The sequence below is a fragment of the Oryzihumus sp. JJN4-3R genome, from assembly GCF_057747915.1.
Genome location: NZ_CM173229.1, coordinates 3,809,715 through 3,833,817 on the forward strand (window position 1 = coordinate 3,809,715; position 24,103 = coordinate 3,833,817).

Sequence of the window (24,103 nt, forward strand, 5' to 3'; positions counted from 1 at the left end):
GGGGAGCGGGCTCAGCCGGGGGAGACCTCGTCGAGCCCGGCGATGACGACCTCGAGCAGCGAGGCGAGCTCCTCGCGCTGGGCGTGGGTGAGCGGGGCCAGCACGTCGGACTCGACCAGGTTGGCCTCGCGGATGGCGGCCTTGAAGGTGGCCCAGCCGTCCTGGGTGAGCGTGACGAGGACCCGGGTGCGGTTGTCCGGGTCGGCCCGGCGCGCGATCAGCCCGCGCTGGGCCATCCGGTCCAGCCGGTGCGTCATGGAGGAGGCCGCCACGTTGGTGGCCTCGGCGAGCTGGCTGGGCGTCAGCGCCGAACCGTCGCCGGAGGTGGCGAGCCGCGCGAGCACGCCCCACTCGCCGGCGGAGAGGTCGAGGTCGGCCAGCTGGTGGGCGTACCACTGGTTCATCCTCCGGGCCAGGCCGTGCACCGCGGTGATGACGCGCTGCACCGACTCCTCGCCCCCGGCCGCCACGTAGGCGGCGACGTCGGCCCGGTAACGCTCGTGCTCCGAGGGCTGGCGGGACCGGCCCGACCGCTTCGTGGCGCTCATGGCGTCATCGTGCCATGCTATATTTCGAAACCGAAATATTCGAGAAGCAACACTACGAGTTGCAAGTCTGAAGGGAGAGGGGCAGTGCGGCGCGCGCGTCTGCTGATCCTGGCGTCGACGATCGGGATGGTCGGGTGGGGCACGGTTCTGCCGTACCAGTACGCCTACGCGGCGAACACCCGCGGCTGGGGTGCCGTCGTCGCCGCGGGTGCGTCGAGCCTCTTCTCCATCGGGGCCCTCCTGGCTGCGCCCGTCGCCGGCCGGCTGACCGACCGGCACGACCCGGTGCGGGTCGCCGTCATCGCCAAGCTCGTCGCCGCGCTCGGCACCGGGTCGCTGCTGCTGGCCGAGGGGCCGGGGCTCTTCCTCGCCGGCATGTTCGTCTTCGGCGTCGGCATGACCGCCGCCACCCCCGCGATGTCGGTCCTGGTCCTGCGCTGGGTGGGGCAGGCCGAGCGGCGCCGTGTCTTCGCCTGGCAGTTCACCGGGCAGGCGCTCGGCATGGCCGTCGGCTCGTTCGCCGCCGGCTACCTCGTCGACCTGCACCGACCCCACGGCATGTGGCCGGCGTTCGCCGCGGCCGCGGCCGGCTTCGCCGTCTCGGCCGCCCTGCTCGGCGCCACCGCCTTCGGGCCGCGGGCCGAGCCGGAGGTGGCGGCCCGCGTGGAGGAGGCCCACCACGGCAGGGGCGCGGCCGGCCTACGGCTCGTGCTCGGCACCCCGGCCCTGCGCTGGACCGCCCTGGTCACCGTCACGCTCGCCCTGGGGTTCTACGCCCAGTTCGAGAGCGGGCTGCCGGCCTACGCCATCACCGTGCTCGACGTGCCAGAGCGCACCGTCGGCACCGCCTCGGCGGTCAACTGCCTCGTGATCATCGCGCTGCAGATGGTGGTCACCCGCTTCACCGCCCGCCGGTCCGCGCCGTCGCTGCTCGTCGTCGTGGGCACGATCTGGGTGCTCTCGTGGGGCCTGCTGACCGTCGCCGACCACGTGCCGGCGCTCGCGGGCACGCTGTTCGTCACGGCTTTCGGCGTGTTCGCCGTCGGCGAGACGATGTACGCCCCGGTCCTCAACCCGCTCACGGCGAGCCTGGCGCCGGCCGGCATGGTCGGCACCACGCTGGGCATCTTCTCCGCGCTGCAGACCGGTGTCTCCGCGGCCGGTCCGCTGCTCGCGGGGCTCGCCCTCAGCGGTGGCAGGGGTGGCGTCTTCCTGGCCGTCCACGCCGGCATCAGCGTCGCGGCGCTGGTCTCTGCCTGGCGGCTCAGGGCGCTGCTCCGCCGCGCACCGGTCAAGGCACCGGCGACAACCCGGCCCGAGCTGGCGCCGGCGCCGGTTGCCTGAACCCCCACCATCAGGGGTCCAGGGGACACGTCCATGCCATCTCCCGCTGACCCCGCCCCGCGATTAGGGCAGCGCACAGCCCCGCTGCTAACCTTGCTGACTGCCGTGAACCGGCCGCGGATCAGAGAGAGCCCAGGTGAACCAGCCCTGTGGCACCGCGCAACGACACTTAAGGAGCACTGTGGCCCTCGACGCTGCTGTGAAGAAGGAAATCCTCGCCGAATACGCCACCCACGAGGGCGACACCGGCTCCCCCGAGGTGCAGATCGCGATGCTGACGCGTCGCATCAAGGACCTCACCGAGCACTCCCGCGAGCACAAGCACGACCACCACAGCCGCCGCGGCCTGCTGCTGCTGGTCGGCCGTCGCAAGCGGATGCTGCGCTACCTCGAGGCGACCGACATCGAGCGCTACCGCTCGCTGATCAAGCGCCTCGGTCTGCGCCGATAAGACGTCTCACGTGAGGGAGGCGGCCCGCTCCGATTCTCCGGAGTCCGGGTCGCCTCCTTTCGCATGAGCGGCCTGTATGCCGGCCCCGGACTCGCGCGTCCCGCGCGCGGACCCAGCCACACGGCATACGGTGCCGGTGGCACCCGCCCACTGGGCGGGCCCACGAAGGAAAACCCGTGCACAACGACGATGCACGCGGTGTTTGTGAATGAGAGAACAGGAGGGCCCAATGGAGGGTCCAGAGATTCAGTTCGCCGAAGCCACCATTGACAACGGCTCGTTCGGCACCCGCACGGTCCGGTTCGAGACCGGTCGCCTGGCCAAGCAGGCCGGCGGCGCCGTCGCCGCCTACCTCGACGACGACACGATGCTGCTGTCGACGACGACGGCCGGCAAGTCCCCCAAGGACCAGTTCGACTTCTTCCCCCTGACGGTGGACGTCGAGGAGCGCATGTACGCCGCGGGCAAGATCCCCGGCTCGTTCTTCCGTCGCGAGGGTCGCCCCTCGACGGACGCGATCCTCACCTGCCGCCTGATCGACCGCCCGCTGCGCCCGACCTTCAAGAAGGGTCTGCGCAACGAGGTCCAGGTCGTCATCACGGTGCTGTCGCTCAACCCCGACCACCAGTACGACGTGCTCGCGATCAACGCCGCGTCGGCCTCCACCCAGATCTCCGGCCTGCCCTTCAGCGGCCCGATCGGTGGCGTCCGCGTCTCGCTGATCGACGGCCAGTGGGTCGCGTTCCCGAACTTCTCCGACATCGAGCGCTCGACGTTCGACATGGTCGTGGCCGGTCGGGTCGTCGGTGACGACGTCGCGATCATGATGGTCGAGGCCGAGTCCACCGAGTCGACCTGGAACCTCGTCAAGAACGAGGGCAAGCAGGCACCGACCGAGGAGATCGTGGCCGAGGGCCTCGAGGCGTCCAAGAAGTTCATCAAGGTCCTGTGCGAGGCCCAGGCCGAGCTGGCGAGCAAGTCCGCCAAGGAGGTCCAGGAGTTCCCGATCTTCCTGGACTACCAGGACGACGCGTTCGCCGCGGTCGAGGCCGCCGTCTCCGCCGACGTGGCGCAGGCGCTGACCATCGCCGCCAAGCAGGAGCGCGAAAGCCGTCTCGACGAGATCAAGGACGCCATGAAGGCCTCCCTCGGCGAGCAGTTCGAGGGTCGCGAGAAGGAGCTGTCCGCGGCCTACCGCTCGGTGCAGAAGAAGCTGGTCCGCCAGCGCATCCTGCGCGACAAGGTCCGCATCGACGGCCGTGGCCTCGCCGACATCCGCGCCCTCGGCGCCGAGGTCGAGGTCCTGCCGCGCGTGCACGGCTCGGCGATCTTCGAGCGTGGCGAGACCCAGATCATGGGCGTCACCACGCTGAACATGCTCCGCATGGAGCAGCAGCTCGACACGCTGTCGCCGACGACGCGCAAGCGCTACATGCACAACTACAACTTCCCGCCCTACAGCACCGGTGAGACCGGCCGCGTCGGTTCGCCGAAGCGCCGCGAGATCGGTCACGGCGCCCTGGCCGAGCGTGCGCTCATGCCGGTCCTGCCGACCCGCGAGGAGTTCCCCTACGCGATCCGTCAGGTGTCCGAGGCCCTCGGCTCCAACGGCTCGACGTCCATGGGCTCGGTCTGCGCGTCCACCCTGGCGCTGATGAACGCCGGTGTGCCGCTGCGCGCCCCGGTCGCCGGCATCGCCATGGGCCTGGTCTCCGACGAGGTCGACGGCGAGACCCGCTACGCGGCGCTGACCGACATCCTCGGCGCCGAGGACGCGTTCGGTGACATGGACTTCAAGGTCGCCGGCACGCGCGAGTTCGTCACGGCCATCCAGCTCGACACCAAGCTCGACGGCATCCCCGCCTCGGTCCTGGCCGGCGCGCTGACCCAGGCCCGTGACGCCCGCCTGCACATCCTGGACGTCATGGCCGAGGCCATCGACACGCCGGACGAGATGAGCCCCTTCGCTCCTCGCGTCATCACGGTGAAGGTGCCGGTCGACAAGATCGGCGAGGTCATCGGGCCCAAGGGCAAGATGATCAACCAGATCCAGGAGGACACCGGCGCGGACATCTCCATCGAGGACGACGGCACCGTCTACATCGGCGCCACCGACGGCCCGTCGGCCGAGGCCGCGCGTGCGGCGATCAACGCGATCGCCAACCCGCAGATGCCCGAGGTCGGCGAGCGCTTCCTCGGCACGGTGGTCAAGACGACGACCTTCGGGGCGTTCGTCTCGCTGCTGCCCGGCAAGGACGGCCTGCTGCACATCTCCGAGGTGCGCAAGCTCGTCGGCGGCAAGCGGATCGACTCCGTGGACGACGTCGTCAAGGTCGGCCAGAAGGTCCAGGTCGAGCTCAAGGAGATCGACCCGCGCGGCAAGCTCTCGCTCGCCGCGGTCCTGCCCGAGGGCGACGACGCCGAGGCCGGCGAGGCCAAGGCGGAGGAGCCCGCGCAGGCCTGACCCGGTCCTGACCGGTTGGTCTGACTGACACCGAGGCCCGGTGCCCCCACGTGGGGTGCCGGGCCTTCGTGCGTCCCGGCCTCCCGGGCGTATGCCGTGCGGCGGGGTCTCGTGCCGCCGCCTTTCACGCGGGTTCGTCACACTCGCGCGGGAACGTCTCCGCGCGAGTGTGACGAACCCGCGCTTCGTGCCGGGGCGGCTGCTCCGGCCGCCGGTCACCGGCCCTGCGGCGGGGGTCGAGGGGCGCGCTCACTACTCTGGTCGGCGTGAGCACGATCAAGGTTGCGGTCATCGGCGCCAACGGGCGCATGGGTTCCGAGGTGTGCCGTGCGGTCGAGTCCGCGCCGGACACCGAGCTGGTCGGTCGCTTCGACCACGGCGACGACCTGGGCGACCTCGGGGGCGCCGACGTCGTCGTGGAGTTCTCCGTCCCGGACGCCTCGGCTGCCAACGTGGCCCACTGCGTCGAGCGCGGCGTGCACGTCGTGGTCGGCACCACCGGCTGGAACAAGGACAAGCTGGCCACCCTGCGCGAGCAGGTCGAGGCCCAGCCCGGGGTCGGCGTGCTCATCGCCCCCAACTTCGCCATCGGCGCCATCCTGATGATGAGCTTCGCCCAGCAGGCGGCCCGTTTCTACGAGTCGGTCGAGGTCGTCGAGCTGCACCACCCCGACAAGGTCGACGCCCCCTCGGGCACGGCCGCCCGCACCGCCTCCCTGATCGGCACCGCCCGCCGCGAGGCAGGCCTGGGCGACGTCCCGGACGCCACCACCCACGACCCGGACGGCGCCCGCGGGGCGCGCGTGGACGGCATACCGGTGCATGCGCTGCGGCTGCGCGGCCTTGTCGCGCACCAGGAGGTGCTCTTCGGTGGGGTCGGCGAGCTGCTGACGATCCGGCACGACTCCTTCGACCGGGTCAGCTTCATGCCCGGCGTGCTGGAGGGCGTGCGCAAGGTCGCCGACCACCCCGGTGTCACCGTCGGCCTCGAGCACTACCTCGGGCTGGCCTGATCCCCTTGCGCGAGAAGGCCCGGGAGCGCATCACCGCGCTCGTGCTGTTCGTCGTCCTCGGGTTCTACTCGGTGACGATCGGCTGGCGCGGCGTGCTGCTGGTCACCGACAGCGGCGGGCGCATCGTCCCCATCCTCCTCGGCATCGCCGTGGTGTTGATGCCGGTCATCGCGCTGTGGGCGATCTGGCGCCTTGTGCTCTTCGCCCGCGACGGCTCGGCGATGATGCAGCAGCAGTCGTCGCCGGCGGGGCCGGCGGACCAGACGTGGCGGGCCCACCTGGCGGAGGCCGAGGCGCACCGGCAGGCGGGGGAGCGGCAGGCGGAGCAGCGCGCCTATCGCGCGGCGGTGCGGGCCTGGCGGGAGAGCCGCCCGGCCTGAGGTGCGGGTTCAGGTCCGGTCACTCACGGCTGGTGCCGTCGGGCGGGTTGGTGCCCGGGCACGCTCGACCTACCACGGGGGCTTTTCGGCGCGATAACCCGCAGGGATCGCCGCGAGGTAGGTCGATTGTGCTCGCCCCGACCTGCGCCCGTGATCGTCGGCCGTTGCCGACGGCCCGGATAACGGGCCCAGCGGGAGCGGTGAGGAGAGGTGCGGGGCAGGGGGCGCTCGGGTGCGGCGGGCCGGTATGCCGGATGGATGGCTCCGCGGGGCAGGTCCCCGGGTCCGCGGGTCGGGCCGCTATGCCGGATGGCTGGCTTCGCGGGGCCGGTCGCCGGGTCCCGGGTCAGGTCGCCGGGTCCGCGGGCGCAGGACTCCGGTCCCTGCGTGCTCGGTGCGGTGCGGTGCGGTGGTCAGGCGGCCCAGCCGAGGGCGCGGAGGATGCCCGCGGTGGCTGCGGCCAGGACGACCACGACGAGGAACGGCGCCCGCAGCAGCAGGGCCACGACGGCGACGGCGAGGGCCGCCGCGCGGGCGTCGAGCACGAGGGTGTTGCCGGTCGTGAACGCCTGCACCGCCACGAGGGCGGCCAGCAGCGCCACCGGCAGCAGGTCGGTCACCCGCCGGGTCCGCGGGGCGTCGAGCCAGCGGTGGGGCACGACGTGCCCGGCGTACTTCAGCCCGAACGCTGCGGCGCTGGCCACGAGGACGGTCACCCACAGGCTCATCCCTGCACCCCCTCGCCGCGCGCGTCCGTCGCGTCCGTCGAGCCGGTCGGTGCCGGGCCGTGGCGACGTCGCCACAGGCCGGCGACCACGGCGGTGAGGGCTGCGACGAGCACGGGGACGCCGGCGGGGGAGTGCGGCGCCACGACCAGGGCCACGAGCGCCGCGGCCACGCCCACCGCCGCTGCCTCGCGGGTGCGCAGCCGGGGCCAGAGCAGCGCCAGGAAGGCGGCCGCCGCTGCGGCGTCGAGGCCGTAGACCTTGGGGTCGCCGAGCGCGTCGCCGACGAGGGCGCCGAGCAGGGTCATGAGGTTCCAGAGCAGGAAGATGCTGGCGCCGGTGACCCAGAAGCCGAGTCGGCTGGCCGGGCGCTCGGGCTGGGCGATCGCCACGGCGGTGGACTCGTCGATCGTCAGGTGGGCCGCCGCGAGCCGCCGGACGCCGCGCACCTCGAGCAGGCGCGAGACCTGGAGGGCGTAGAGGCTGTTGCGGAACCCGAGCAGCGACGAGGTGGCGATCGCGGCCGCGCCCGACCCGCCGGCGGCGACGATGCCGACGATGGCGAACTGCGAGCCGCCGGAGAACAGCAGCGCCGAGAGCGCGACCGTCTGCCAGACGTTCAGCCCGGCGGCGACGGACAGGGCGCCGAAGCTGACCCCGTAGGCCCCCGTCGCGAGCCCCACCGACAGGCTCTGCCGCAGGACCGCGCGGCGACGGTATGGGTGCAGCTCGCTCACGCCGGGCCGAGGTCGGCGACCAGACGGACTTCCCGCATCGTCGCGCCGTCGTCGTCGATGACCCGGTCGCGCCAGGCGCCGTCGGGGGCCAGCCCCGCCGCCACCAGGAACGCCCGGGCCGGCTCGTCGTCCGCGAGCAGCCACACGCTGACCAGGGCGAAGCCGCCGGTGCGCAGGGAGTCGATGGCGGCGTTGAGCAGCCGCGACCCGTGCCCGGCCCGCCGCGCCTCAGGGTGCACGCCCATCGCCAGGACCTCGCCGGCGGTGCCCACCTGGTCGCGGTCCGTCGTCGGCCCGATCGCCGCGAAGCCCACGACCTGCTCGCCGGCGCAGGCGACGAGCAGCCGGTGCCGGGGCGAGGGCGCCGACGCCAGGGAGTCCCGCCACACGCGGGCGAACGCCGGCCCCTCGAACTGGGCGAGGACCTCCTCGGGGAGCAACCCGGCATACGCGTCCCGCCACACGGCCGCCTGGACCAGCCCCACGGCGGGGGCGTCACTGGCCCGGGCGACCCGCACGCTCGCGTCGGCCGCGACGGGGCCGGCCGCGGGGTCGTGCAGGTGCTCGTGGGCGTGGTCGTGGGGCATGGGGTCATCCTGTCATCGCGGCGTGGTGTGACACGAGGACGTCAGGATTGCGCCGATGTGTAACACCTCGGCATACTGGAGACATGTATGGCAACGACTTCGTCGACCCCGACGTGCCGCTCAACGCCGCCGAGTCCGGCGCCGTCGAGCAGGCCGCGGCGCATGAGGACCGGCGCGACGAGGTCGGGCCGGACTTCGACGCCCTGATCGCCGCCGACCAGCGGATCGAGCCGCGCGACGACATGCCCGAGGGCTACCGCAAGACGCTGATCCGCCAGATCGCCCAGCACGCGCACTCCGAGATCATCGGCATGCAGCCCGAGGGCAACTGGATCACCCGCGCGCCGAGCCTGCGCCGCAAGGCGATCCTCATGGCCAAGGTGCAGGACGAGGCCGGTCACGGGCTCTACCTCTACAGCGCCGCCGAGACCCTGGGGATCGACCGGGCCGAGCTGCTGGACATGCTCCACAGCGGCCGGCAGAAGTACTCCTCGATCTTCAACTACCCGACGCTGACCTGGGCCGACTGCGGCGCCATCGGCTGGCTCGTCGACGGCGCCGCGATCATGAACCAGGTGCCGCTGTGCCGCTGCTCCTACGGCCCCTACGCCCGCGCGATGATCCGCGTCTGCAAGGAGGAGTCCTTCCACCAGCGTCAGGGCTTCGAGATCCTCTGGGCCCTCTCCCGCGGCACCGACGCGCAGAAGGCCATGGCCCAGGACGCCGCCAACCGCTGGTGGTGGCCGGCGCTGATGATGTTCGGCCCGCCGGACACCGGCGAGGCCGCCAAGGGCGGCCACACCGAGCAGTCGATGGCGTGGGGCATCAAGCGGTTCAGCAACGACGAGCTGCGCCAGAAGTTCGTCGACATGACCGTCCCGCAGGCCCAGAAGCTCGGCCTGACGCTGCCCGACCCGGACCTGCGGTTCAACGAGGAGACCGGGCACTGGGACTTCGGCCCGATCGACTGGGACGAGTTCTGGCGGGTGCTGCGCGGTGACGGTCCGTGCAACGCCGAGCGGGTCCAGTGGCGGGTCTCCGCCCACGAGGAGGGTGCCTGGGTGCGCGAGGCCGCCAACGCGTATGCCGCCAAGCACGCCCGCGCCAACGGCCAGGAGAGCGCCGCATGACCATCCCCACCCCCCATGACCGTTCCGGCGACGCCGTGCCGCCCGCGCCCGAGCGCAGCTGGCCGCTGTGGGAGGTCTTCGTCCGCGGCAAGCGCGGCCTCTCGCACGTCCACGTCGGGTCGCTGCACGCGCCGGACGCCGAGATGGCGCTGCGCAACGCCCGTGACCTCTACACCCGCCGCCAGGAGGGCGTCTCGATCTGGGTCGTCGCCTCCAGCGACATCACCGCGAGCAGCCCTGACGAGCGCGACTCCTTCTTCGACCCGGCGGCGGACAAGGTCTACCGGCACCCGACCTTCTACGACGTGCCCGAGGACGTCGAGTACCTATGAGCGCCAACACTTCCCAGCCCGGGATCGCGGCCCTGACCGCCTCCCAGCTCACCGCCCGCTACGCCCTCCAGCTCGGCGACGACGCGCTCGTCTACGCCCAGCGCCTGGGGGAGTGGATCAGCCGTGCCCCGCAGATCGAGGAGGACATGGCCCTGGGCAACATCGGCCTGGACCTGCTCGGCCAGGCGCGGGTGCTGCTCAGCCACGTCGGCTCGCTGGACGGGACGGGTCGCACCGAGGACGACCTGGCCTACTTCCGCGACGAGCGCGAGTTCCGCAACGTCCACCTCGTGGAGCAGGAGCGGGGTGACTTCGGGGTCGAGATGGCCCGCCTGCTGTGGTTCTCCAGCTACCAGGCCGAGCTGTATGCCGCGCTGGTCACCTCCGCGGACGAGGTCATCCAGGGCGTCGCGCTCAAGGCGGTCAAGGAGGTCGACTACCACCGTGACCACGCCACCCAGTGGGTGCTGCGCCTCGGTGACGGCACCCCCGAGTCCCACGAGCGCATGCAGCACGGGCTGGAGCAGGTCGCGCCCTACGTCGCCGAGCTCTTCGACGACGACGCAGTGAGCGTCGCGGCGGCCGAGATCGGTGTGGGTGCGCGTCCAAAACCCTTGTGGGACAATGCTTCCGCCTACGTCAGCCGCGTGGTCGCGCAGGCCACTCTGGCGATGCCCGAGGAGCCGAAGTGGCGCTCGCGCGGAGGCCGTGAGGGCATCCACTCCCGACCGATGGGCTACCTCCTGGCGGAGATGCAGCACATCGCCCGATCCCACCCCGGAGCGACCTGGTGAGCACCGCCCTGCCCGAGAAGCCCGTCGACCTGACCGCCCCGGGGTCCGGTGTCGTCCTGGAGGTGCCGCCGCACCTGGCGCTGGACACGGCCGTGGGCCGGGCCATCGCGGACGTGCCGGACCCCGAGGTGCCGGTCGTGACCATCGAGGACCTCGGCATCCTGCGCGAGGTCACGGTCGACGAGGAGGAGCACCTCGTCCGCGTCGTCATCACGCCGACCTACTCCGGGTGCCCGGCCATGGACGCCATCCGCATGCGGATCGAGCACGTCGCCGCCCGCGAGGGCTACACCGCCTCGGTCACCACCCGGCTGGCGCCGGTGTGGACGACCGACTGGATGTCGGAGGAGGGCCGCGCCAAGCTGGCCGAGTTCGGCATCGCGCCGCCCGGCGAGCGTCCCGCGCCGGCACTGGGCCCGGTCGGGGTCGGGCTCTCGGTGCGCCAGGTGGCGTGCCCGCGCTGCGGGTCCTCGGCCACCGAGGAGGTCGCCCGGTTCGGGTCGACGGCCTGCAAGGCGCTGCGTCGCTGCACGGCGTGCGGTGAGCCGTTCGACGAGTTCAAGGCGATCTGAGTGGCCGGTCTCATCAGCAAGCCCCAGCGCCACCGCGCGCGGTTCCACACCCTCACCGTGGCCGACGTCGAGCGGCTGACCGACGACGCCGTCGCGGTCTCCTTCGCCGTGCCCGACGACCTGGCCGAGGAGTTCGCCTTCGAGCCGGGCCAGCACCTGACCCTGCGGGCCATGGTCAACGGCGAGGACGTGCGCCGCTCCTACTCGATCTGCCTGTCCCGCTCGGAGGCGAAGCGTCGCAAGCAGCTGCGCGTGGCGGCGGCGCGGGTCGAGACGGGGCTGATGTCGACCTGGATCGGGGAGTCGGTCAAGCCCGGCGACGAGATCGAGGTGATGACCCCGCTCGGCGGCTTCACCTGCCCGACCCGGCCGGACGGCATACGGCACCATGTCGCGGTCGCCGCGGGCAGCGGCATCACGCCGATCATGTCCCTGCTGGCCACCGCCCTGGAGGAGGAGCCGCACTCGCGCGCCACCCTCGTCCTGGGCAACCGGCGGACGAGCTCGATCATGTTCCTCGAGGAGCTCGAGGACCTCAAGAACCGCTACCCGGGGCGCTTCCACCTCATCAACGTGCTCTCGCGCGAGGCCCAGGACGTCGAGCTGTTCACCGGCCGCATCGACCGCGACAAGCTCGAGCGGTTGTTCGCGACGATCCTGCCGGTCGCCACCGTCGACGAGTGGTACCTCTGCGGGCCGTTCGGCCTGGTCGAGACGACGCAGGAGCTGTTGGCGGACAAGGGGGTCGACCCCCACCACGTCCACCACGAGGTGTTCCACGTCGACGCGCCGGGGGAGCCCACGGGCACCCGTGCGCCGGTGCCGGCCGCGCCGGGGGCACCGCCGGAGGCGGTCGTCACGGTCAACCTCGACGGCCGCTCGACGGTCATCGAGATGCCCTCGCGCGAGGAGACGATCCTCGCGGCGACGCTGCGGGCCCGGCCGGACGCGCCGTACAGCTGCACCGGCGGCGTGTGCGGCACCTGCCGCGCCCGGCTGGTCGAGGGCGAGGTCCGGATGGAGCGCAACTACGCCCTCGAACCGGAGGAGGTCGCCGCCGGGATCGTGCTGGCGTGCCAGGCCCACCCGCTCACCGACGCGGTGTCCCTCGACTACGACGCCTGAGGACCGGCCCAGACGTATTCCGGGTCGCCGCCGGGGCGGTCAGTCGCGCCAGGTCCGCTGGTAGGTGACGAAGGCGAAGCCCTCGCGCTGGTCGCGGGCCGTCTCGGACCAGTCGGCCGGGTCGACCTCGGGGAAGAGCACGTCGCCCTCGGGGGACTGCTCGACCTCGGTGAGCAGCAGGCGGGTCGCCACGGGCAGCGCCTCGGCGTAGACCTGGCCGCCGCCGACCACGAACACCTCGGTGTCGCCGTCGCCCACCGCCCGCTGCAGCGCCTCCGGCAGGGAGTGGGCCACCTCGACGCCCTCGTGCGCCCAGTCGCCCTGACGGGTCACGACCACGGTGCGCCGGCCCGGCAGCGGTCGGCCGATCGAGTCGAACGTGCGCCGGCCCATCACCAGGGTGTGACCCATGGTGACGGCCTTGAAGTGAGCCAGGTCCTCCGGCAGCCGCCAGGGCAGGTCGTTGTCTCGCCCGATGACCCGGTTGCGGCCGACGGCGGCGAGCAGGGTCACGCTCATACGGCGATGGGCGCCTTGATCGAGGGGTGCGGGTCGTAGCCGACCAGCTCGAAGTCCCCGATCTCGAACTCGTCGATGGTCTTGCGCTCGGGGTTCATCCGCAGCGTCGGCAGCGCCCGGGGCTCGCGGGTGAGCTGCTCGCGGGCCTGCTCGACGTGGTTGGTGTAGAGGTGGGCGTCGCCGAGGGTGTGGACGAAGTCGCCCACCTCGAGCTCGCACACCTGGGCGACCATGTGCGTCAGCAGCGCGTAGGAGGCGATGTTGAACGGCACGCCGAGGAAGATGTCGGCCGAGCGCTGGTAGAGCTGGCAGGAGAGCCGGCCGTCGGCGACGTAGAACTGGAACAGCGTGTGGCACGGCGGCAGGGCCATCTGCTCGATGTCGGCGACGTTCCACGCGCTGACGATGTGCCGCCGCGAGTCGGGGTTGCTGCGGATCGACTCGATCACCTGGGCGATCTGGTCGACGTGCCCGCCGTCCGGGGTCGGCCACGACCGCCACTGGAAGCCGTAGACCGGCCCCAGCTCGCCCTGCTCGTCGGCCCACTCGTCCCAGATCGTGACACCGCGCTCCTGGAGCCAGTCGACGTTGGTCGACCCGCGCAGGAACCACAGCAGCTCGCCCACCACGGACTTCATGTGCAGCCGCTTGGTCGTCACCGCCGGGAAGCCCTCGGTCAGGTCGAAGCGCATCTGGTGGCCGAACACGCTCAGCGTGCCGGTGCCGGTCCGGTCGCCCTTGGGCGTGCCGTGGTGCAGGACGTGGTCGAGGAGGTCGAGGTACTGCCGCACGCAGGCAACCTAACACCGGGCCCCGACGACTTTGCTCACCTCAGGCCGCTCCCGGGCCGCGATTCGGGGGTGGCGAGCGGCCTGGGCTGAGCAAACAGGCCTGAAGTGAGCAAACGGGCTTGGAGTGAGCGCAGGAGCCGGGGGGTGCGCCGCGCTCGGGCGGCGCGGCACCCGGCATACCGGAGGCGATAGCCTCACCCCATGCCCAGCACGCCCCCCTTCGGCACCGTCCTGACCGCCATGGTCACCCCGATGCACCCCGACGGCTCGGTCGACCTCGAGGGGGCGCAGCGGGTCGCGACCCACCTCGTGGAGCACGGCCACGACGGCATCGTCGTCAGCGGCACCACCGGAGAGTCGCCCACCACCACCGACCGGGAGAAGGCCGACCTGCTCCGCGCGGTCGTCGAGGCGGTCGGTGACCGGGCCCGCATCGTCGCGGGGGTCGGCACCAACAACACCGCCCACTCGGTCGAGGGGGCCGAGGCTGCGGCCAAGGCCGGCGCGCACGGGCTGCTCGTCGTGACCCCGTACTACAACAAGCCCCCGCAGGAGGGCATCCTCGCCCACTTCCGCACGGTCGCCGACGCCACCGAGCTGCCGGTCATGGTCTACGACATCCCCGGCCGCGCCGGAGTCGCGATCAGCACCGAGACGATGCTGCGCCTCGCCGAGCACGAGCGGATCGCGGCCGTCAAGGACGCCAAGGGCGACCTGTTCGCCTCGAGCAAGGTCATGGCCGCGACCGACCTGCTCTGGTACTCCGGCGACGACGTGATCAACCTGCCGCACCTCGCCCAGGGCGCCGTGGGCGTCGTCAGCGTCGTTGGGCACGTGGCCGGAGACCTGTATGCCGAGATGGTCGCCTCCGTGGGTCGGGGGGACCTGCCGCGGGCGATCGAGATCCACCGGCGCCTGATCCCCGCGGTCGACGCCGTCATGAACATCACCCAGGGCGCGATCATGGCCAAGGCCGCACTGAAGGAGCTGGGCGTCATCGACTCGGCTGCCGTGCGCCTGCCCCTGGTCGCCGCCACCGACGACCAGGTCGCCGCCGTGCGGTCCGGTCTTGAACAGTCAGGACTGATTTGAGTCATCCCCACCCCGAGCTGACCACCCCGCCGCCGCTCGCAGACGACGGCGTTCGCGTCGTCGCGCTCGGCGGCCTCGGCGAGGTCGGCCGCAACATGACCGTCATCGAGCACCGCGGCCGGCTGCTCATCGTCGACTGCGGCGTCCTCTTCCCCGAGGACCACCACCCCGGCATCGACCTTATCCTGCCGGACTTCAGCTACATCCAGGACCGCCTCGACGACATCGACGCGATCGTCCTGACCCACGGCCACGAGGACCACATCGGCGCCGTGCCGTTCCTGCTCCGCCTCAAGGCCGACATCCCGCTGGTCGGCTCGCAGCTGACCCTCGCCCTGGTCGAGGCCAAGCTCAAGGAGCACCGGATCACCCCCTACACCCTCGGGGTCAAGGAGGGGCAGCGCGAGCAGCTCGGCTCCTTCGACTGCGAGTTCGTCGCGGTGAACCACTCCATCCCCGACGCGCTGGCCGTGGCGATCCGCACCTCCGCGGGCACCCTGCTGCACACCGGCGACTTCAAGATGGACCAGCTGCCGCTGGACGGCCGGCTCACCGACCTGCGCGCCTTCGCCCGGCTCGGCGAGGAGGGCGTGGACCTGTTCCTCACCGACTCGACCAACGCCGAGGTGCCCGGCTTCACCACGCCGGAGAAGGACATCGCCCCGGCCATCGACCGGGTCTTCCACCAGGCGAAGCGCCGCATCATCGTGGCCTGCTTCTCCTCGCACGTGCACCGCGTGCAGCAGGTGCTCGACGCCGCCCACACCAACGGCCGCAAGGTCGCCATGGTCGGGCGCTCGATGCTGCGCAACATGGGCATCGCCCAGGACCTGGGCTACCTGCACGTGCCCGACGGCGTGCTGGTCGACGTCAAGAAGCTCGACAACTACCCCGACGACCAGGTCGTGCTCGTCTGCACCGGGTCCCAGGGCGAGCCGATGGCCGCGCTGTCCCGCATGGCCAACCGCGACCACCGCATCGAGGTCGGCGACGGCGACACCGTGGTCCTGGCCTCCTCGCTGATCCCGGGCAACGAGAACGCCGTCTACCGCGTCATCAACGGCCTGATGCGGCTGGGTGCCGACGTCGTGCACAAGGGCAACGCCCGCGTCCACGTCTCCGGCCACGCCAGCGCGGGCGAGCTGCTCTACTGCTACAACATCGTCAAGCCGCGCAACGTCATGCCGGTCCACGGCGAGTGGCGTCACCTCGTGGCCAACGGCGACCTCGCCGTCGCCACCGGCGTGCCCCGCGAGAACGTCGTGCTGGCCGAGGACGGCGTGGTCGTCGACCTGGTCGACGGCAGGGCGCGGGTCGTCGGCGCGGTCGACTGCGGCTACGTCTACGTCGACGGCTCGTCGGTGGGCGAGACGACCGAGGCGCTGCTGAAGGACCGGCGCATCCTGCGCGACGAGGGCTTCATCTCGATCATCGTCGTGATGGACTCCGCCACCGGCAAGATCGCCGCCGGCCCGGAGATCCAGGCCCGGGGCTTCGCCGAGGACCAGGACGTCTTCGACCAGGTGCTGCCCAAGATCGAGCAGGCCCTGGCCGAGGCGACCGGCAACGGTGTCAGCGACACCTACCAGCTGCAGCAGATCGTGCGCCGCACGGTCGGCGGCTGGGTCGGCGGCAAGCTGCGCCGCCGGCCGATGATCATCCCGATCGTCATCGAGGCCTGAGCCCCAACCCGTCTGCTCGACCGGACACGGCCTGGCCCGCGTTTCGCGCCTTCCGGGGCGGTGAAACGCGGGCTGAGCCGTGTTCCCTCATCGGTCGGGGAGGTGAGCCGGGCTGCCCCGGGGGGCGGCCCGGCATACCGGCTGGTGGGCCCTCGCTGCGTCAGTAGCGGGCGCCGACGACCTGCTCGCCGAGCGGGTCGAGCTCAGCCAGGTCCTGCGCGTCCAGCGTGACGTCGAGAGCGGCGACGTTCTGCTCCAGCCACTTCCGGCGCTTCGTGCCCGGGATCGGGGCCAGGGCGATGGCCAGGCGCTCGGCCCGGCCGTGCACCCACGCCAGGGCCACCTGCGCCGGGGCGACGCCCTTGCGCTCGGCGACCTGCCGGACCTGGTCGGCGATGGCCTGGTTGGCCTGGCCGGCATCTCCGTTGAAGCGCGGGTTGAAGCCGCGGAAGTCCTTGTCCCCCAGGGACTTCGGGTCGACGGTGCCGGTGAGGAAGCCGCGACCGAGCGGGGAGTAAGGCACCAGCCCGATGCCGAGCTCGCGCAGCGTGTCGACGACGTCGGTCTCGGGGTCGCGGGTCCAGAGGGAGTACTCCGACTGCACCGCGGTGATCGGGTGCACCGCGTGGGCCCGGCGGAGCAGGTCGTGGTTGACCTCGGACAGGCCGAGGTGGCGCACCTTGCCGGCCTGGACGAGCTCGCCCATCGCGCCGACGGTCTCCTCGATCTGCGCGTTCTGCGGCGGCCGGTGCAGGTAGTACAGGTCGATGTGGTCGACGCCCAGGCGCAGCAGCGAGGCGTCGCAGCACTGCTTGACGTAGGCCGCGTCGCCGCGGATCGTGCGGGCCCGGTCGCCGCCGGAGCGGTCGATGCCGAACTTGGTGGCCAGCTGCACCTGGTCGCGCCGGTCGTGGATGGCCCGGCCCACGAGGACCTCGTTGTGCCCGGAGCCGTAGACGTCGGCGGTGTCGAGGAAGGTCACGCCGAGCTCCAGGGCCCGGTGGATCGTCGCGATCGACTCGTCCCAGTCGCCCTGGCCGTACCACTCGCTCATGCCCATGCAGCCCAGTCCCTGCGCGGAGACGTCGAGGCCGCCGAGGTTGACTCGCTTCATCGCTGTCCATCCGTTCCTGCCGCAAGGCGGCGGTAGAGGTCGATCTTGCTCTCGAGGAGCTCGGTGCAGGCGTCGAGGTCCTCGCGCAGCCGGGCCATGCGCTCGCGGTGCTCCTCCAGCAGGGCGAGTCGTTGCTCGACGCCGGGGTCGCTGCGCACGAGCTCGGCGTACTCGCGCATCTGCGCGACCGGCATACCGGTGGCACGCAGCCGGGTGATGAGGGTCAGCCACGACAGGTCGCGCTCGCCGAAGCGGCGGCGCCCGTCGCTGCCACGCGGGACCCGCTCCAGCAGGCCGATCCGCTCGTACCACCGCAGGGTGTCCTGGGACAGGCCGACCGTGTCGGCCGCCTGCCGGGTGCTCAGCGGCTGCATGGCTCCGACCCTAGGAGCTGGAGTGCACTCCAACGCAAGTGCCGACCGCCAGCCGGTATGCCGGGCGGCCGGCTGCGCGTGCCACCCCGGGCGGGGTGCCTCAGGCGCTGAGGGCGCAGAAGTTGCGGCGGTAGGCCTGCGGCGAGGCCCCGACGATCCGGGTGAAGTGGTGCCGCAGGATCGCCGCGGTGCCCAGGCCGGTGCGGGAGGCGATCTGCTCCACCGAGGCGTCGGTGGTCTCGAGCATGCGCCGGGCGAGCAGGACGCGCTGCCCGGTGACCCACTGGTGCGGTGTGGCTCCGGTCTCGGCGCGGAACCGCCTCGCGAAGGTGCGCTCGCTCATCAGGGCCCGGCGGGCCAGAGCCGGCACGGACAGGTCCTCGTCGAGGTGCTCGAGCGCCCACACCAGGACCGGCTGGAGGGTGTCCGCGCCCACCTCGGGGACGGGGGACTCGACGTACTGGCGCTGTCCGCCGTCGCGCTGCGGGGGCACGACCATGCGCCGGGCGATGGTGGAGGCGACGGCGGCGCCGAACTCCTCGCGGACCAGGTGCAGGCAGGCGTCGATGCCGGCGGCGGTGCCGGCCGAGGTCAGGACCGGGCCGTCCTCGACGAACAGGACGTCGAGCTCGACGTCGATGGCGGGGTAGCGCCGGGCCAGCTCGTCGGTGTGGAACCAGTGGGTGGTCGCGCGACGGCCGTCGAGGACGCCGGCGGCGGCGAGGACGAACGCACCGGAGCAGACGCTCATCACGCGGGCGCCGCGGGCGACGGCGTCGCGCAGCCCCTGCAGGAGGCCCTCGGGGTAGGGGCCCTCCTCGATGGCCGGCACGGCGATGAGGTCGGCGTCGGCGAGGCGGTCGAAGCCGTGCTCGGCGGTGATGGCGAACCCGGTCCGGGCCGGCACGGCCTCGCCGGGGTTCTCGGCGCAGATGAGGAAGTCGAACGCCGGGACGCCCTGGTCGGTGCGGTCGATCCCGAAGACCTCGCAGAGCACCCCCAGCTCGAAGGGCGAGAGCTGCGGGAGCACGGGGACGGCGATGGTGCGCAGCATGGGACCAGCATGCCACCGATCTGGCGGGAAATCGATGGCTGATGTCATTTCCGCCACTCGTGGCCGGTATCAGGTGCGAAGCATGATTTCTGCCATGGAACTCCTCATCATGTTTGCCGCACTCGTCGTCATCGCCGTCCTCGCCCCGCGCTTCGGCGCCGACACCCACCGCAGTCGCGAGTGGGAGGAGCCGATCGACCCGTGGCCGGCCGGCATCCGCAACCCCCTGCCCAAGCCGCGTCGGACCCGCCTTCCGTGACCCGTCCGCACCACCGTCACCCCGTCCATCACCACCCGTCCATCACCCCCCGTCCATCACCCTCGTCCATCACGCCAGTCGCATCACGCCAGTCAGGGCGGTGTCGTCGCCGACGACACCGCCCTGACTGCTGAGATCAGGTGTGCACCCGCTGCCCGGTCAGGGGAGGGGCTGGCTACCAGGGGGATGGCTACCAGGGACGGGGGAGGGTGAGGTCGCGCGGGTCGTCGACCGGCGCCCAGCTGCCGTCGACGTGGTGGTACGCGAACGCCGGCCCGTCCGTGGCCAGCCGCCGCACCGCCGCGAGCAGCCGGTCCACGTGCTCGAGGGTGTTGCCCAGTCCGACGCTGGCCCGCACCGCCGTGGCCGGGGCGCCCGGCCCGTCGAGCAGGGCGTCCACGAGCAGGTGGGCGCAGAACTTGCCGTCGCGCACCCCGATGCCCCACTCCGCGGACAGGGCCGCCGAGACCAGCGAGCTGTCCACGCCGTCGATCGTGAAGGTGGCCACGCCGACCCGGTCGTGGTCCTCGCCGAACACCGACCACGTGGTGACGCCCTCGATGGCCGCGAGCCCGGCGCGGAGCCGGTCCGCCAGTGCCGCCTCGTGGGCCTCGACGGCCGCCCGGTCCCGGGCGATCGTCGCGCAGGCGGCGGCCAGGGCGATGGCTCCGATCACGTTGGGGCTGCCGGCCTCGTGGCGGGCGGCACCGGCCTGCCACTCCACCGTCCGCTCGCCGACCCGGGCCGTCGCGCCGCCGCCCTTGAGGTAGGGCGCGGCCTCGTCCAGCCAGTCCGCCCGTCCCACGAGGGCGCCGGTGCCGAAGGGGGCGTACAGCTTGTGCCCGGAGAGGGCGACGTAGTCGACGTCAAGGGCGCTGATGTCGACGAGACGGTGGGGTGCGAGCTGCGCGGCGTCGAGGACGACGCGCGCGGCATACCGCTTGGCGATGGCCACGACCCGCTCGACCGGCCACAGCTCGCCGGTGACGTTTGAGGCGCCGGTGACCACGACCAGGCGGGGGCCGTCGCTGGTGCGGGCGTGCTCGGCCAGGGCGTCCTCGAGCAGGACCAGGGCGTCCTCGATACTGCCCGGCACCGGCAGGCGGACCGTGCGACGCGGGTCCCACGGCAGCAGGGCCGCGTGGTGCTCGGACTCGAAGACGAAGGTCGTCGTACGCCGCGGGAGCGCCCGGGCCAGCAGGTTGAGGGAGTCGGTGGTGTTGCGGGTGAAGACGACCAGGTCGTCCTCGCGGGCGCCGACGAAGGAGGCGACCTCCTCGCGGGCCTGCTCGTACCACGCGCTGGTCACCCGGGAGGCGTAGCCGTTGCCGCGGTGGACCGAGGAGTAGGTGCGCAGCGCGCCGTCGACCGCGGTCCGGACCGCTTCCAGGGCCGGCGTGCTCGCGGCGTGGTCGAAGTTCGCGTAGTCGACCACCGTCCGGTGCAGCGTGGGCACGCCCAGGTCCGCCTGGACCGTGGGCGGCAGCGGGGTCAGGACGTCGGTCGGCAGCGCGGGGACCGGCCGCAGGTGGTCCCGGGCCGGGGTGGCGGGCGCCGCGGGGGTGGTCGGGGCGGCGGGAGTGCCGGGGGTCGATGTGGCCGGGGCGGCCGACGTGGCGGGGACGCCCGCAGCCGCCGGCGGGGCGGGGGAGTGGTGGCGGCGTCGGCTGATGGTGGCGATCGACAACGAAGTCAGCTCCTCGCTGGTCCGGTGGACCGTCGAGGCCGGCTGGGGCCGTCAGGTCCGCGCTTGCCGGCACCGCGGGCGCGGGCCGACCGGGTCGTCACCCGGAGCACCCCGCCGCGAAAGGAGGGTTGCCGGCCAGCAAGCCGGGGCTTGACGCTGGCACTCATGACCTGCGTCGACCGTAGCGGGGCGCCATCGCAAATGCCCACCACTCGGGCACGACTTCCCGGGATGTGAGACCCGAGCGGGGTGGGCGGCCCGGTCGAGGGGTCGGCCGGGGCCGGCGCGGCGAGCCGGTCGAGGGACCGCTCCCTGGGCGCGACACCAGGTCCACGGAGGACGCGCCGCGCCGCGAGGCGCGTGTGACGCGTGATGTCGTCGGGGCGATCGCGTAGCCTGCGAAGGTGGCGACCCGCACGACTTCCTCCTCGCGCTCGAGCTCCTCGAAGCGCGCCGGCGCCGCACGCCCGGCCGCCAAGACCGCCGGCCGGCCCGCGGCCGGGACCGCTGCGGCCCGTAAGCCGGCGGCGCGCAAGACTGCGGCTCGCAAGCCGGCCGCGCGCCCCGCTCCGCGGGCCGGGGGCCTGCCGCTCCCGGTCCGTGCTGCTCGTGGCGCCTGGATGGGGCTGGCCCACCTCGCCGGCGGCGCCGTGCGCAAGGTCGGCCACAGCGCCCGCGAGCTCGAGCCGGAGCACCGCCGCGACGGGATCGGCTTCGCGCTCATCGCCCTGGCCATCGTGGTCGCTGCCCGCGAGTGGTGGGGCCTGCGCGGCCCGGTCGGTGACGTCGTCCACGCCGTCGTCGCCGGCACGTTCGGCCGGGTCGGCCTCGCCGTGCCCCTCGTGCTGATCGCCCTCGGCCTGCGCCTGCTGCGCGCCCCGCAGGAGGCCTCCTCGACCAACCGGATCGGGATCGGCCTCACCGCCCTGACCTTCGCGGCCGCCGGTCTCGTGCACCTCACCGCCGGGGTGCCGACCCCGCCCGACGGCGCGACCCGCATGCGTGAGGCGGGCGGCATCATCGGCTACCTCGCCTCGAGCCCGCTCGTGGCCGGTATCACGGTCTACGGCACGGTCCCGATCCTGCTGCTGCTGGGTGCCTTCGGGCTGCTCGTCACCACCGCCACTCCGGTCCACATGGTCCCGGCGCGGCTGGGCGAGCTGCGCGACTGGATGCTCCACCGCAAGACCGAGGTCGAGCCGGAGCCCGAGCCGGAGGCGCAGCCCAAGCGGCGCCGCCGCGCGGTCGCCGACGGCGGGCTCGACGGGGACGAGGCGTTCGAGCAGGCAGCGATCGTCGCCCGGGAGGCCAAGGCCAAGGGCTACCGGCCGGGGGAGAAGCGCCCCACCCCGCCCGGCACCCTCGCCCCCGGCGAGGACGCCGCCGCCGCGGCACTCGCCGCAGCCAAGGCCGGCGCCGGCGCTGCTGCCGCCTCGGCTGCGGCAGCCGGAGTGCCGGCCAAGGCGCCCCTGGAGCCGCCGCCCACGACCCCGTTGCCGCAGCGGGTGGAGCAGCTTGCCCTCGCCGGGGACGTCACCTACACCCTGCCGGACAACGCGATCCTGGCCCCGGGCTCGCCGCACAAGGCCCGCAGCGCGGCCAACGACAAGGTCGTGGAGTCGCTCACCCAGGTGCTCGAGCAGTTCGAGATCGACGCCCAGGTGACGGGCTTCATGCGCGGGCCGACGGTGACCCGCTACGAGGTCGAGCTCGGGCCGGGCATCAAGGTCGAGCGCGTCACCGCGCTCTCCAAGAACATCGCGTATGCCGTCGCCTCGGCCGACGTGCGCATCCTCAGCCCGATTCCCGGCAAGTCCGCCATCGGTATCGAGATCCCCAACACCGACCGCGAGAAGGTCAGCCTCGGCGACGTGCTGCGCAGCCAGACGGCGCGCAACAACGAGCACCCGATGGTCATGGGTGTCGGCAAGGACGTGGAGGGCGGCTACGTCATCGCCAATCTCGCCAAGATGCCGCACCTGCTCGTCGCCGGCGCCACCGGAGCCGGCAAGTCCAGCTTCGTGAACTCGATGATCACCTCGATCCTCATGCGCGCCACGCCGGACGAGGTGCGCATGGTGCTGGTGGACCCCAAGCGCGTCGAGCTCACCGGCTACGAGGGCATCCCGCACCTCATCACGCCGATCATCACCAACCCCAAGAAGGCCGCCGAGGCGCTGCAGTGGGTGGTCCGCGAGATGGACACCCGCTACGACGACCTGGCGGCGTTCGGCTACAAGCACGTCGACGACTTCAACAAGGCGGTCAAGGCCGGCAAGGTCAAGCCGCTGCCGGGCTCCGAGCGGCAGATCCAGCCCTACCCCTACCTCCTCGTCATCGTCGACGAGCTCGCCGACCTGATGATGGTGGCCCCACGCGACGTCGAGGAGTCGATCGTCCGCATCACCCAGCTCGCGCGCGCCGCCGGCATCCACCTTGTGCTCGCCACCCAGCGCCCCTCGGTCGACGTCGTCACCGGCCTGATCAAGGCCAACGTGCCCTCACGCATGGCGTTCGCGACGTCCTCGCTGGCCGACTCGCGGGTTGTCCTGGACCAGCCCGGCGCCGAGAAGCTCATCGGCCAGGGTGACGCCCTCTTCCTGCCGATGGGCGCGAGCAAGCCGATGCGCGTGCAGGGCGCGTGGGTCACCGAATCCGAGATCGAGCAGGTCGTCGCCCACGTCACCGAGCAGCTCAAGCCCAGCTACCGCGAGGACGTCACCGTCGTCGCGGCCAAGAAGCAGGTCGACGACGACATCGGCGACGACCTCGACCTGCTGCTGCAGGCCACCGAGCTCGTGGTCACCACGCAGTTCGGGTCGACCTCGATGCTCCAGCGCAAGCTGCGGGTCGGCTTCGCCAAGGCGGGCCGGCTCATGGACCTGCTCGAGTCCCGCGGCGTGGTCGGTCCCTCGGAGGGATCCAAGGCCCGCGACGTGCTGGTCAAGGCCGAGGACCTGCCCACGACCCTCGCGCTGATGCGTGGTGACGAGGTCCCCGACCGTGAGCCGGTCTACGACGGCCAGGCCGAGGGCGGTGCCTCCCCGGCGCCGCTGGGCGGCCCCACCCGGGACTCGCTGGCCCCCGAGGGCTACGAGGAGGTCGAAGCCGATGACGAGGACGCCTGGGGCCTGACCGGTCGCGACTGAGCCGGCCCTTGCCGGGGCCGACCTCGGCCCTGACGTGCGTGCAGGGGACGCCGGCACGGGGTGATGGCCCGACCACCCTCGGGCCGGCTGACGGCCCGACCGCCCCCACGAGGCGACGGCCCGGGAATACCGGGTCGGGGTGTCGGCCTTGGCTCCCTTGTGACCGCGACCGCCAGAGGA

At 72.4% G+C, this 24,103-nt stretch carries 24 protein-coding genes and 1 riboswitch; of the genes, 14 read left to right on the forward strand and 10 right to left on the reverse strand.

Annotated elements, in window-relative coordinates; genetic code table 11:
• Positions 1–11 precede the first annotated feature (11 nt).
• Positions 12–548 (reverse strand): MarR family winged helix-turn-helix transcriptional regulator, encoded by a 537-nt coding sequence (locus AC3ANM_RS18175; RefSeq protein WP_488285817.1) that lies wholly within the window; start codon positions 546–548, stop codon positions 12–14.
• Between the two features lie 84 nt (positions 549–632).
• Here AC3ANM_RS18175 and AC3ANM_RS18180 point away from each other — a divergent pair, with 84 nt between their 5' ends.
• The 5 genes from AC3ANM_RS18180 to AC3ANM_RS18200 all read left to right on the forward strand — a co-directional run bounded on the left by AC3ANM_RS18180 (position 633) and on the right by AC3ANM_RS18200 (position 6,200).
• Complete coding sequence (locus tag AC3ANM_RS18180; protein WP_488285818.1) at positions 633–1,892, forward strand: MFS transporter; 1,260 nt, start codon at positions 633–635, stop codon at positions 1,890–1,892.
• A 181-nt stretch (positions 1,893–2,073) separates the two neighbouring features.
• Positions 2,074–2,343: a 30S ribosomal protein S15 gene (gene rpsO, locus AC3ANM_RS18185; RefSeq protein ID WP_488285819.1), complete on the forward strand. Its 270-nt coding sequence runs from the start codon at positions 2,074–2,076 to the stop codon at positions 2,341–2,343.
• 229 nt (positions 2,344–2,572) lie between these two features.
• Complete coding sequence (locus AC3ANM_RS18190; RefSeq protein ID WP_488285820.1) at positions 2,573–4,807, forward strand: polyribonucleotide nucleotidyltransferase; 2,235 nt, start codon at positions 2,573–2,575, stop codon at positions 4,805–4,807.
• Positions 4,808–5,073: 266 nt separating this feature from the next.
• A complete protein-coding gene (dapB, locus tag AC3ANM_RS18195) occupies positions 5,074–5,820 on the forward strand; it encodes a 4-hydroxy-tetrahydrodipicolinate reductase (protein ID WP_488285821.1) in 747 nt (248 codons plus the stop codon).
• A 5-nt stretch (positions 5,821–5,825) separates the two neighbouring features.
• The gene (locus tag AC3ANM_RS18200) at positions 5,826–6,200 is read left to right on the forward strand and encodes a hypothetical protein (RefSeq protein WP_488285822.1); all 375 of its coding nucleotides are present in this window, start codon (positions 5,826–5,828) and stop codon (positions 6,198–6,200) included.
• Positions 6,201–6,613: 413 nt separating this feature from the next.
• Here AC3ANM_RS18200 and AC3ANM_RS18205 read toward each other — a convergent pair whose 3' ends face one another.
• From AC3ANM_RS18205 to AC3ANM_RS18215, 3 genes are read right to left on the reverse strand one after another with little or no spacing between them, the layout of a single operon-like run.
• Positions 6,614–6,928: an AzlD domain-containing protein gene (locus tag AC3ANM_RS18205; RefSeq protein ID WP_488285823.1), complete on the reverse strand. Its 315-nt coding sequence runs from the start codon at positions 6,926–6,928 to the stop codon at positions 6,614–6,616.
• The gene (locus AC3ANM_RS18210; protein WP_488285824.1) at positions 6,925–7,662 is read right to left on the reverse strand and encodes an AzlC family ABC transporter permease; all 738 of its coding nucleotides are present in this window, start codon (positions 7,660–7,662) and stop codon (positions 6,925–6,927) included. Before AC3ANM_RS18210 ends, AC3ANM_RS18205 begins: the two co-directional genes overlap by 4 nt.
• On the reverse strand, positions 7,659–8,249 hold the full coding sequence (locus AC3ANM_RS18215; RefSeq protein WP_488285825.1) for a GNAT family N-acetyltransferase: 591 nt from the start codon (positions 8,247–8,249) through the stop codon (positions 7,659–7,661). The genes AC3ANM_RS18210 and AC3ANM_RS18215 overlap by 4 nt, the downstream gene beginning before the upstream one ends.
• A gap of 83 nt (positions 8,250–8,332) precedes the next feature.
• Between AC3ANM_RS18215 and paaA the strand changes: the two genes are divergently transcribed.
• From paaA to paaE, 5 genes are all read left to right on the forward strand, one after another.
• Complete coding sequence (paaA, locus tag AC3ANM_RS18220; protein WP_488285826.1) at positions 8,333–9,379, forward strand: 1,2-phenylacetyl-CoA epoxidase subunit PaaA; 1,047 nt, start codon at positions 8,333–8,335, stop codon at positions 9,377–9,379.
• Positions 9,376–9,711, forward strand: coding sequence for a 1,2-phenylacetyl-CoA epoxidase subunit PaaB (gene paaB, locus AC3ANM_RS18225; protein WP_488285827.1), 336 nt, complete (start codon positions 9,376–9,378; stop codon positions 9,709–9,711). Before paaA ends, paaB begins: the two co-directional genes overlap by 4 nt.
• A complete protein-coding gene (gene paaC, locus AC3ANM_RS18230; RefSeq protein ID WP_488285828.1) occupies positions 9,708–10,505 on the forward strand; it encodes a 1,2-phenylacetyl-CoA epoxidase subunit PaaC in 798 nt (265 codons plus the stop codon). Before paaB ends, paaC begins: the two co-directional genes overlap by 4 nt.
• A gap of 80 nt (positions 10,506–10,585) precedes the next feature.
• Entirely contained in the window at positions 10,586–11,077 is a 492-nt protein-coding gene (paaD, locus tag AC3ANM_RS18235) for a 1,2-phenylacetyl-CoA epoxidase subunit PaaD (RefSeq protein ID WP_488287978.1), read from the forward strand.
• Complete coding sequence (gene paaE / locus AC3ANM_RS18240; protein WP_488285829.1) at positions 11,078–12,202, forward strand: 1,2-phenylacetyl-CoA epoxidase subunit PaaE; 1,125 nt, start codon at positions 11,078–11,080, stop codon at positions 12,200–12,202. It abuts the gene before it with no gap.
• Between the two features lie 39 nt (positions 12,203–12,241).
• Here paaE and AC3ANM_RS18245 read toward each other — a convergent pair whose 3' ends face one another.
• Together AC3ANM_RS18245 and AC3ANM_RS18250 are read right to left on the reverse strand one after the other, a co-directional pair.
• Positions 12,242–12,721: a dihydrofolate reductase gene (locus AC3ANM_RS18245; protein ID WP_488285830.1), complete on the reverse strand. Its 480-nt coding sequence runs from the start codon at positions 12,719–12,721 to the stop codon at positions 12,242–12,244.
• Complete coding sequence (locus AC3ANM_RS18250) at positions 12,718–13,512, reverse strand: thymidylate synthase (RefSeq protein WP_488285831.1); 795 nt, start codon at positions 13,510–13,512, stop codon at positions 12,718–12,720. The genes AC3ANM_RS18245 and AC3ANM_RS18250 overlap by 4 nt, the downstream gene beginning before the upstream one ends.
• Positions 13,513–13,713: 201 nt before the next feature.
• Between AC3ANM_RS18250 and dapA the strand changes: the two genes are divergently transcribed.
• Positions 13,714–14,604, forward strand: coding sequence for a 4-hydroxy-tetrahydrodipicolinate synthase (dapA, locus tag AC3ANM_RS18255; protein ID WP_488285832.1), 891 nt, complete (start codon positions 13,714–13,716; stop codon positions 14,602–14,604).
• Entirely contained in the window at positions 14,601–16,286 is a 1,686-nt protein-coding gene (locus tag AC3ANM_RS18260) for a ribonuclease J (RefSeq protein WP_488285833.1), read from the forward strand. Before dapA ends, AC3ANM_RS18260 begins: the two co-directional genes overlap by 4 nt.
• A gap of 160 nt (positions 16,287–16,446) precedes the next feature.
• On the opposite strand, the gene AC3ANM_RS18265 is transcribed toward AC3ANM_RS18260, so the two are convergent.
• From AC3ANM_RS18265 to AC3ANM_RS18275, 3 genes are all read right to left on the reverse strand, one after another.
• Entirely contained in the window at positions 16,447–17,400 is a 954-nt protein-coding gene (locus AC3ANM_RS18265) for an aldo/keto reductase (RefSeq protein WP_488285834.1), read from the reverse strand.
• Entirely contained in the window at positions 17,397–17,774 is a 378-nt protein-coding gene (locus tag AC3ANM_RS18270) for a MerR family transcriptional regulator (protein ID WP_488285835.1), read from the reverse strand. Before AC3ANM_RS18270 ends, AC3ANM_RS18265 begins: the two co-directional genes overlap by 4 nt.
• Before the next feature lie 100 nt (positions 17,775–17,874).
• Positions 17,875–18,828, reverse strand: a complete 954-nt coding sequence (locus AC3ANM_RS18275; RefSeq protein WP_488285836.1) for a GlxA family transcriptional regulator — start codon at positions 18,826–18,828, stop codon at positions 17,875–17,877.
• Positions 18,829–18,922: 94 nt separating this feature from the next.
• Here AC3ANM_RS18275 and AC3ANM_RS18280 point away from each other — a divergent pair, with 94 nt between their 5' ends.
• The gene (locus AC3ANM_RS18280) at positions 18,923–19,087 is read left to right on the forward strand and encodes a hypothetical protein (protein ID WP_488285837.1); all 165 of its coding nucleotides are present in this window, start codon (positions 18,923–18,925) and stop codon (positions 19,085–19,087) included.
• A gap of 190 nt (positions 19,088–19,277) precedes the next feature.
• On the opposite strand, the gene AC3ANM_RS18285 is transcribed toward AC3ANM_RS18280, so the two are convergent.
• Positions 19,278–20,774, reverse strand: a complete 1,497-nt coding sequence (locus AC3ANM_RS18285) for an aminotransferase class V-fold PLP-dependent enzyme (protein WP_488285838.1) — start codon at positions 20,772–20,774, stop codon at positions 19,278–19,280.
• A gap of 54 nt (positions 20,775–20,828) precedes the next feature.
• Positions 20,829–20,945: riboswitch (SAM riboswitch) on the reverse strand.
• Between the two features lie 233 nt (positions 20,946–21,178).
• On the opposite strand from AC3ANM_RS18285, the gene AC3ANM_RS18290 reads away from it, so the two are divergent.
• A complete protein-coding gene (locus tag AC3ANM_RS18290; RefSeq protein ID WP_488285839.1) occupies positions 21,179–23,923 on the forward strand; it encodes an FtsK/SpoIIIE family DNA translocase in 2,745 nt (914 codons plus the stop codon).
• The last annotated feature ends 180 nt before the right edge of the window (positions 23,924–24,103 follow it).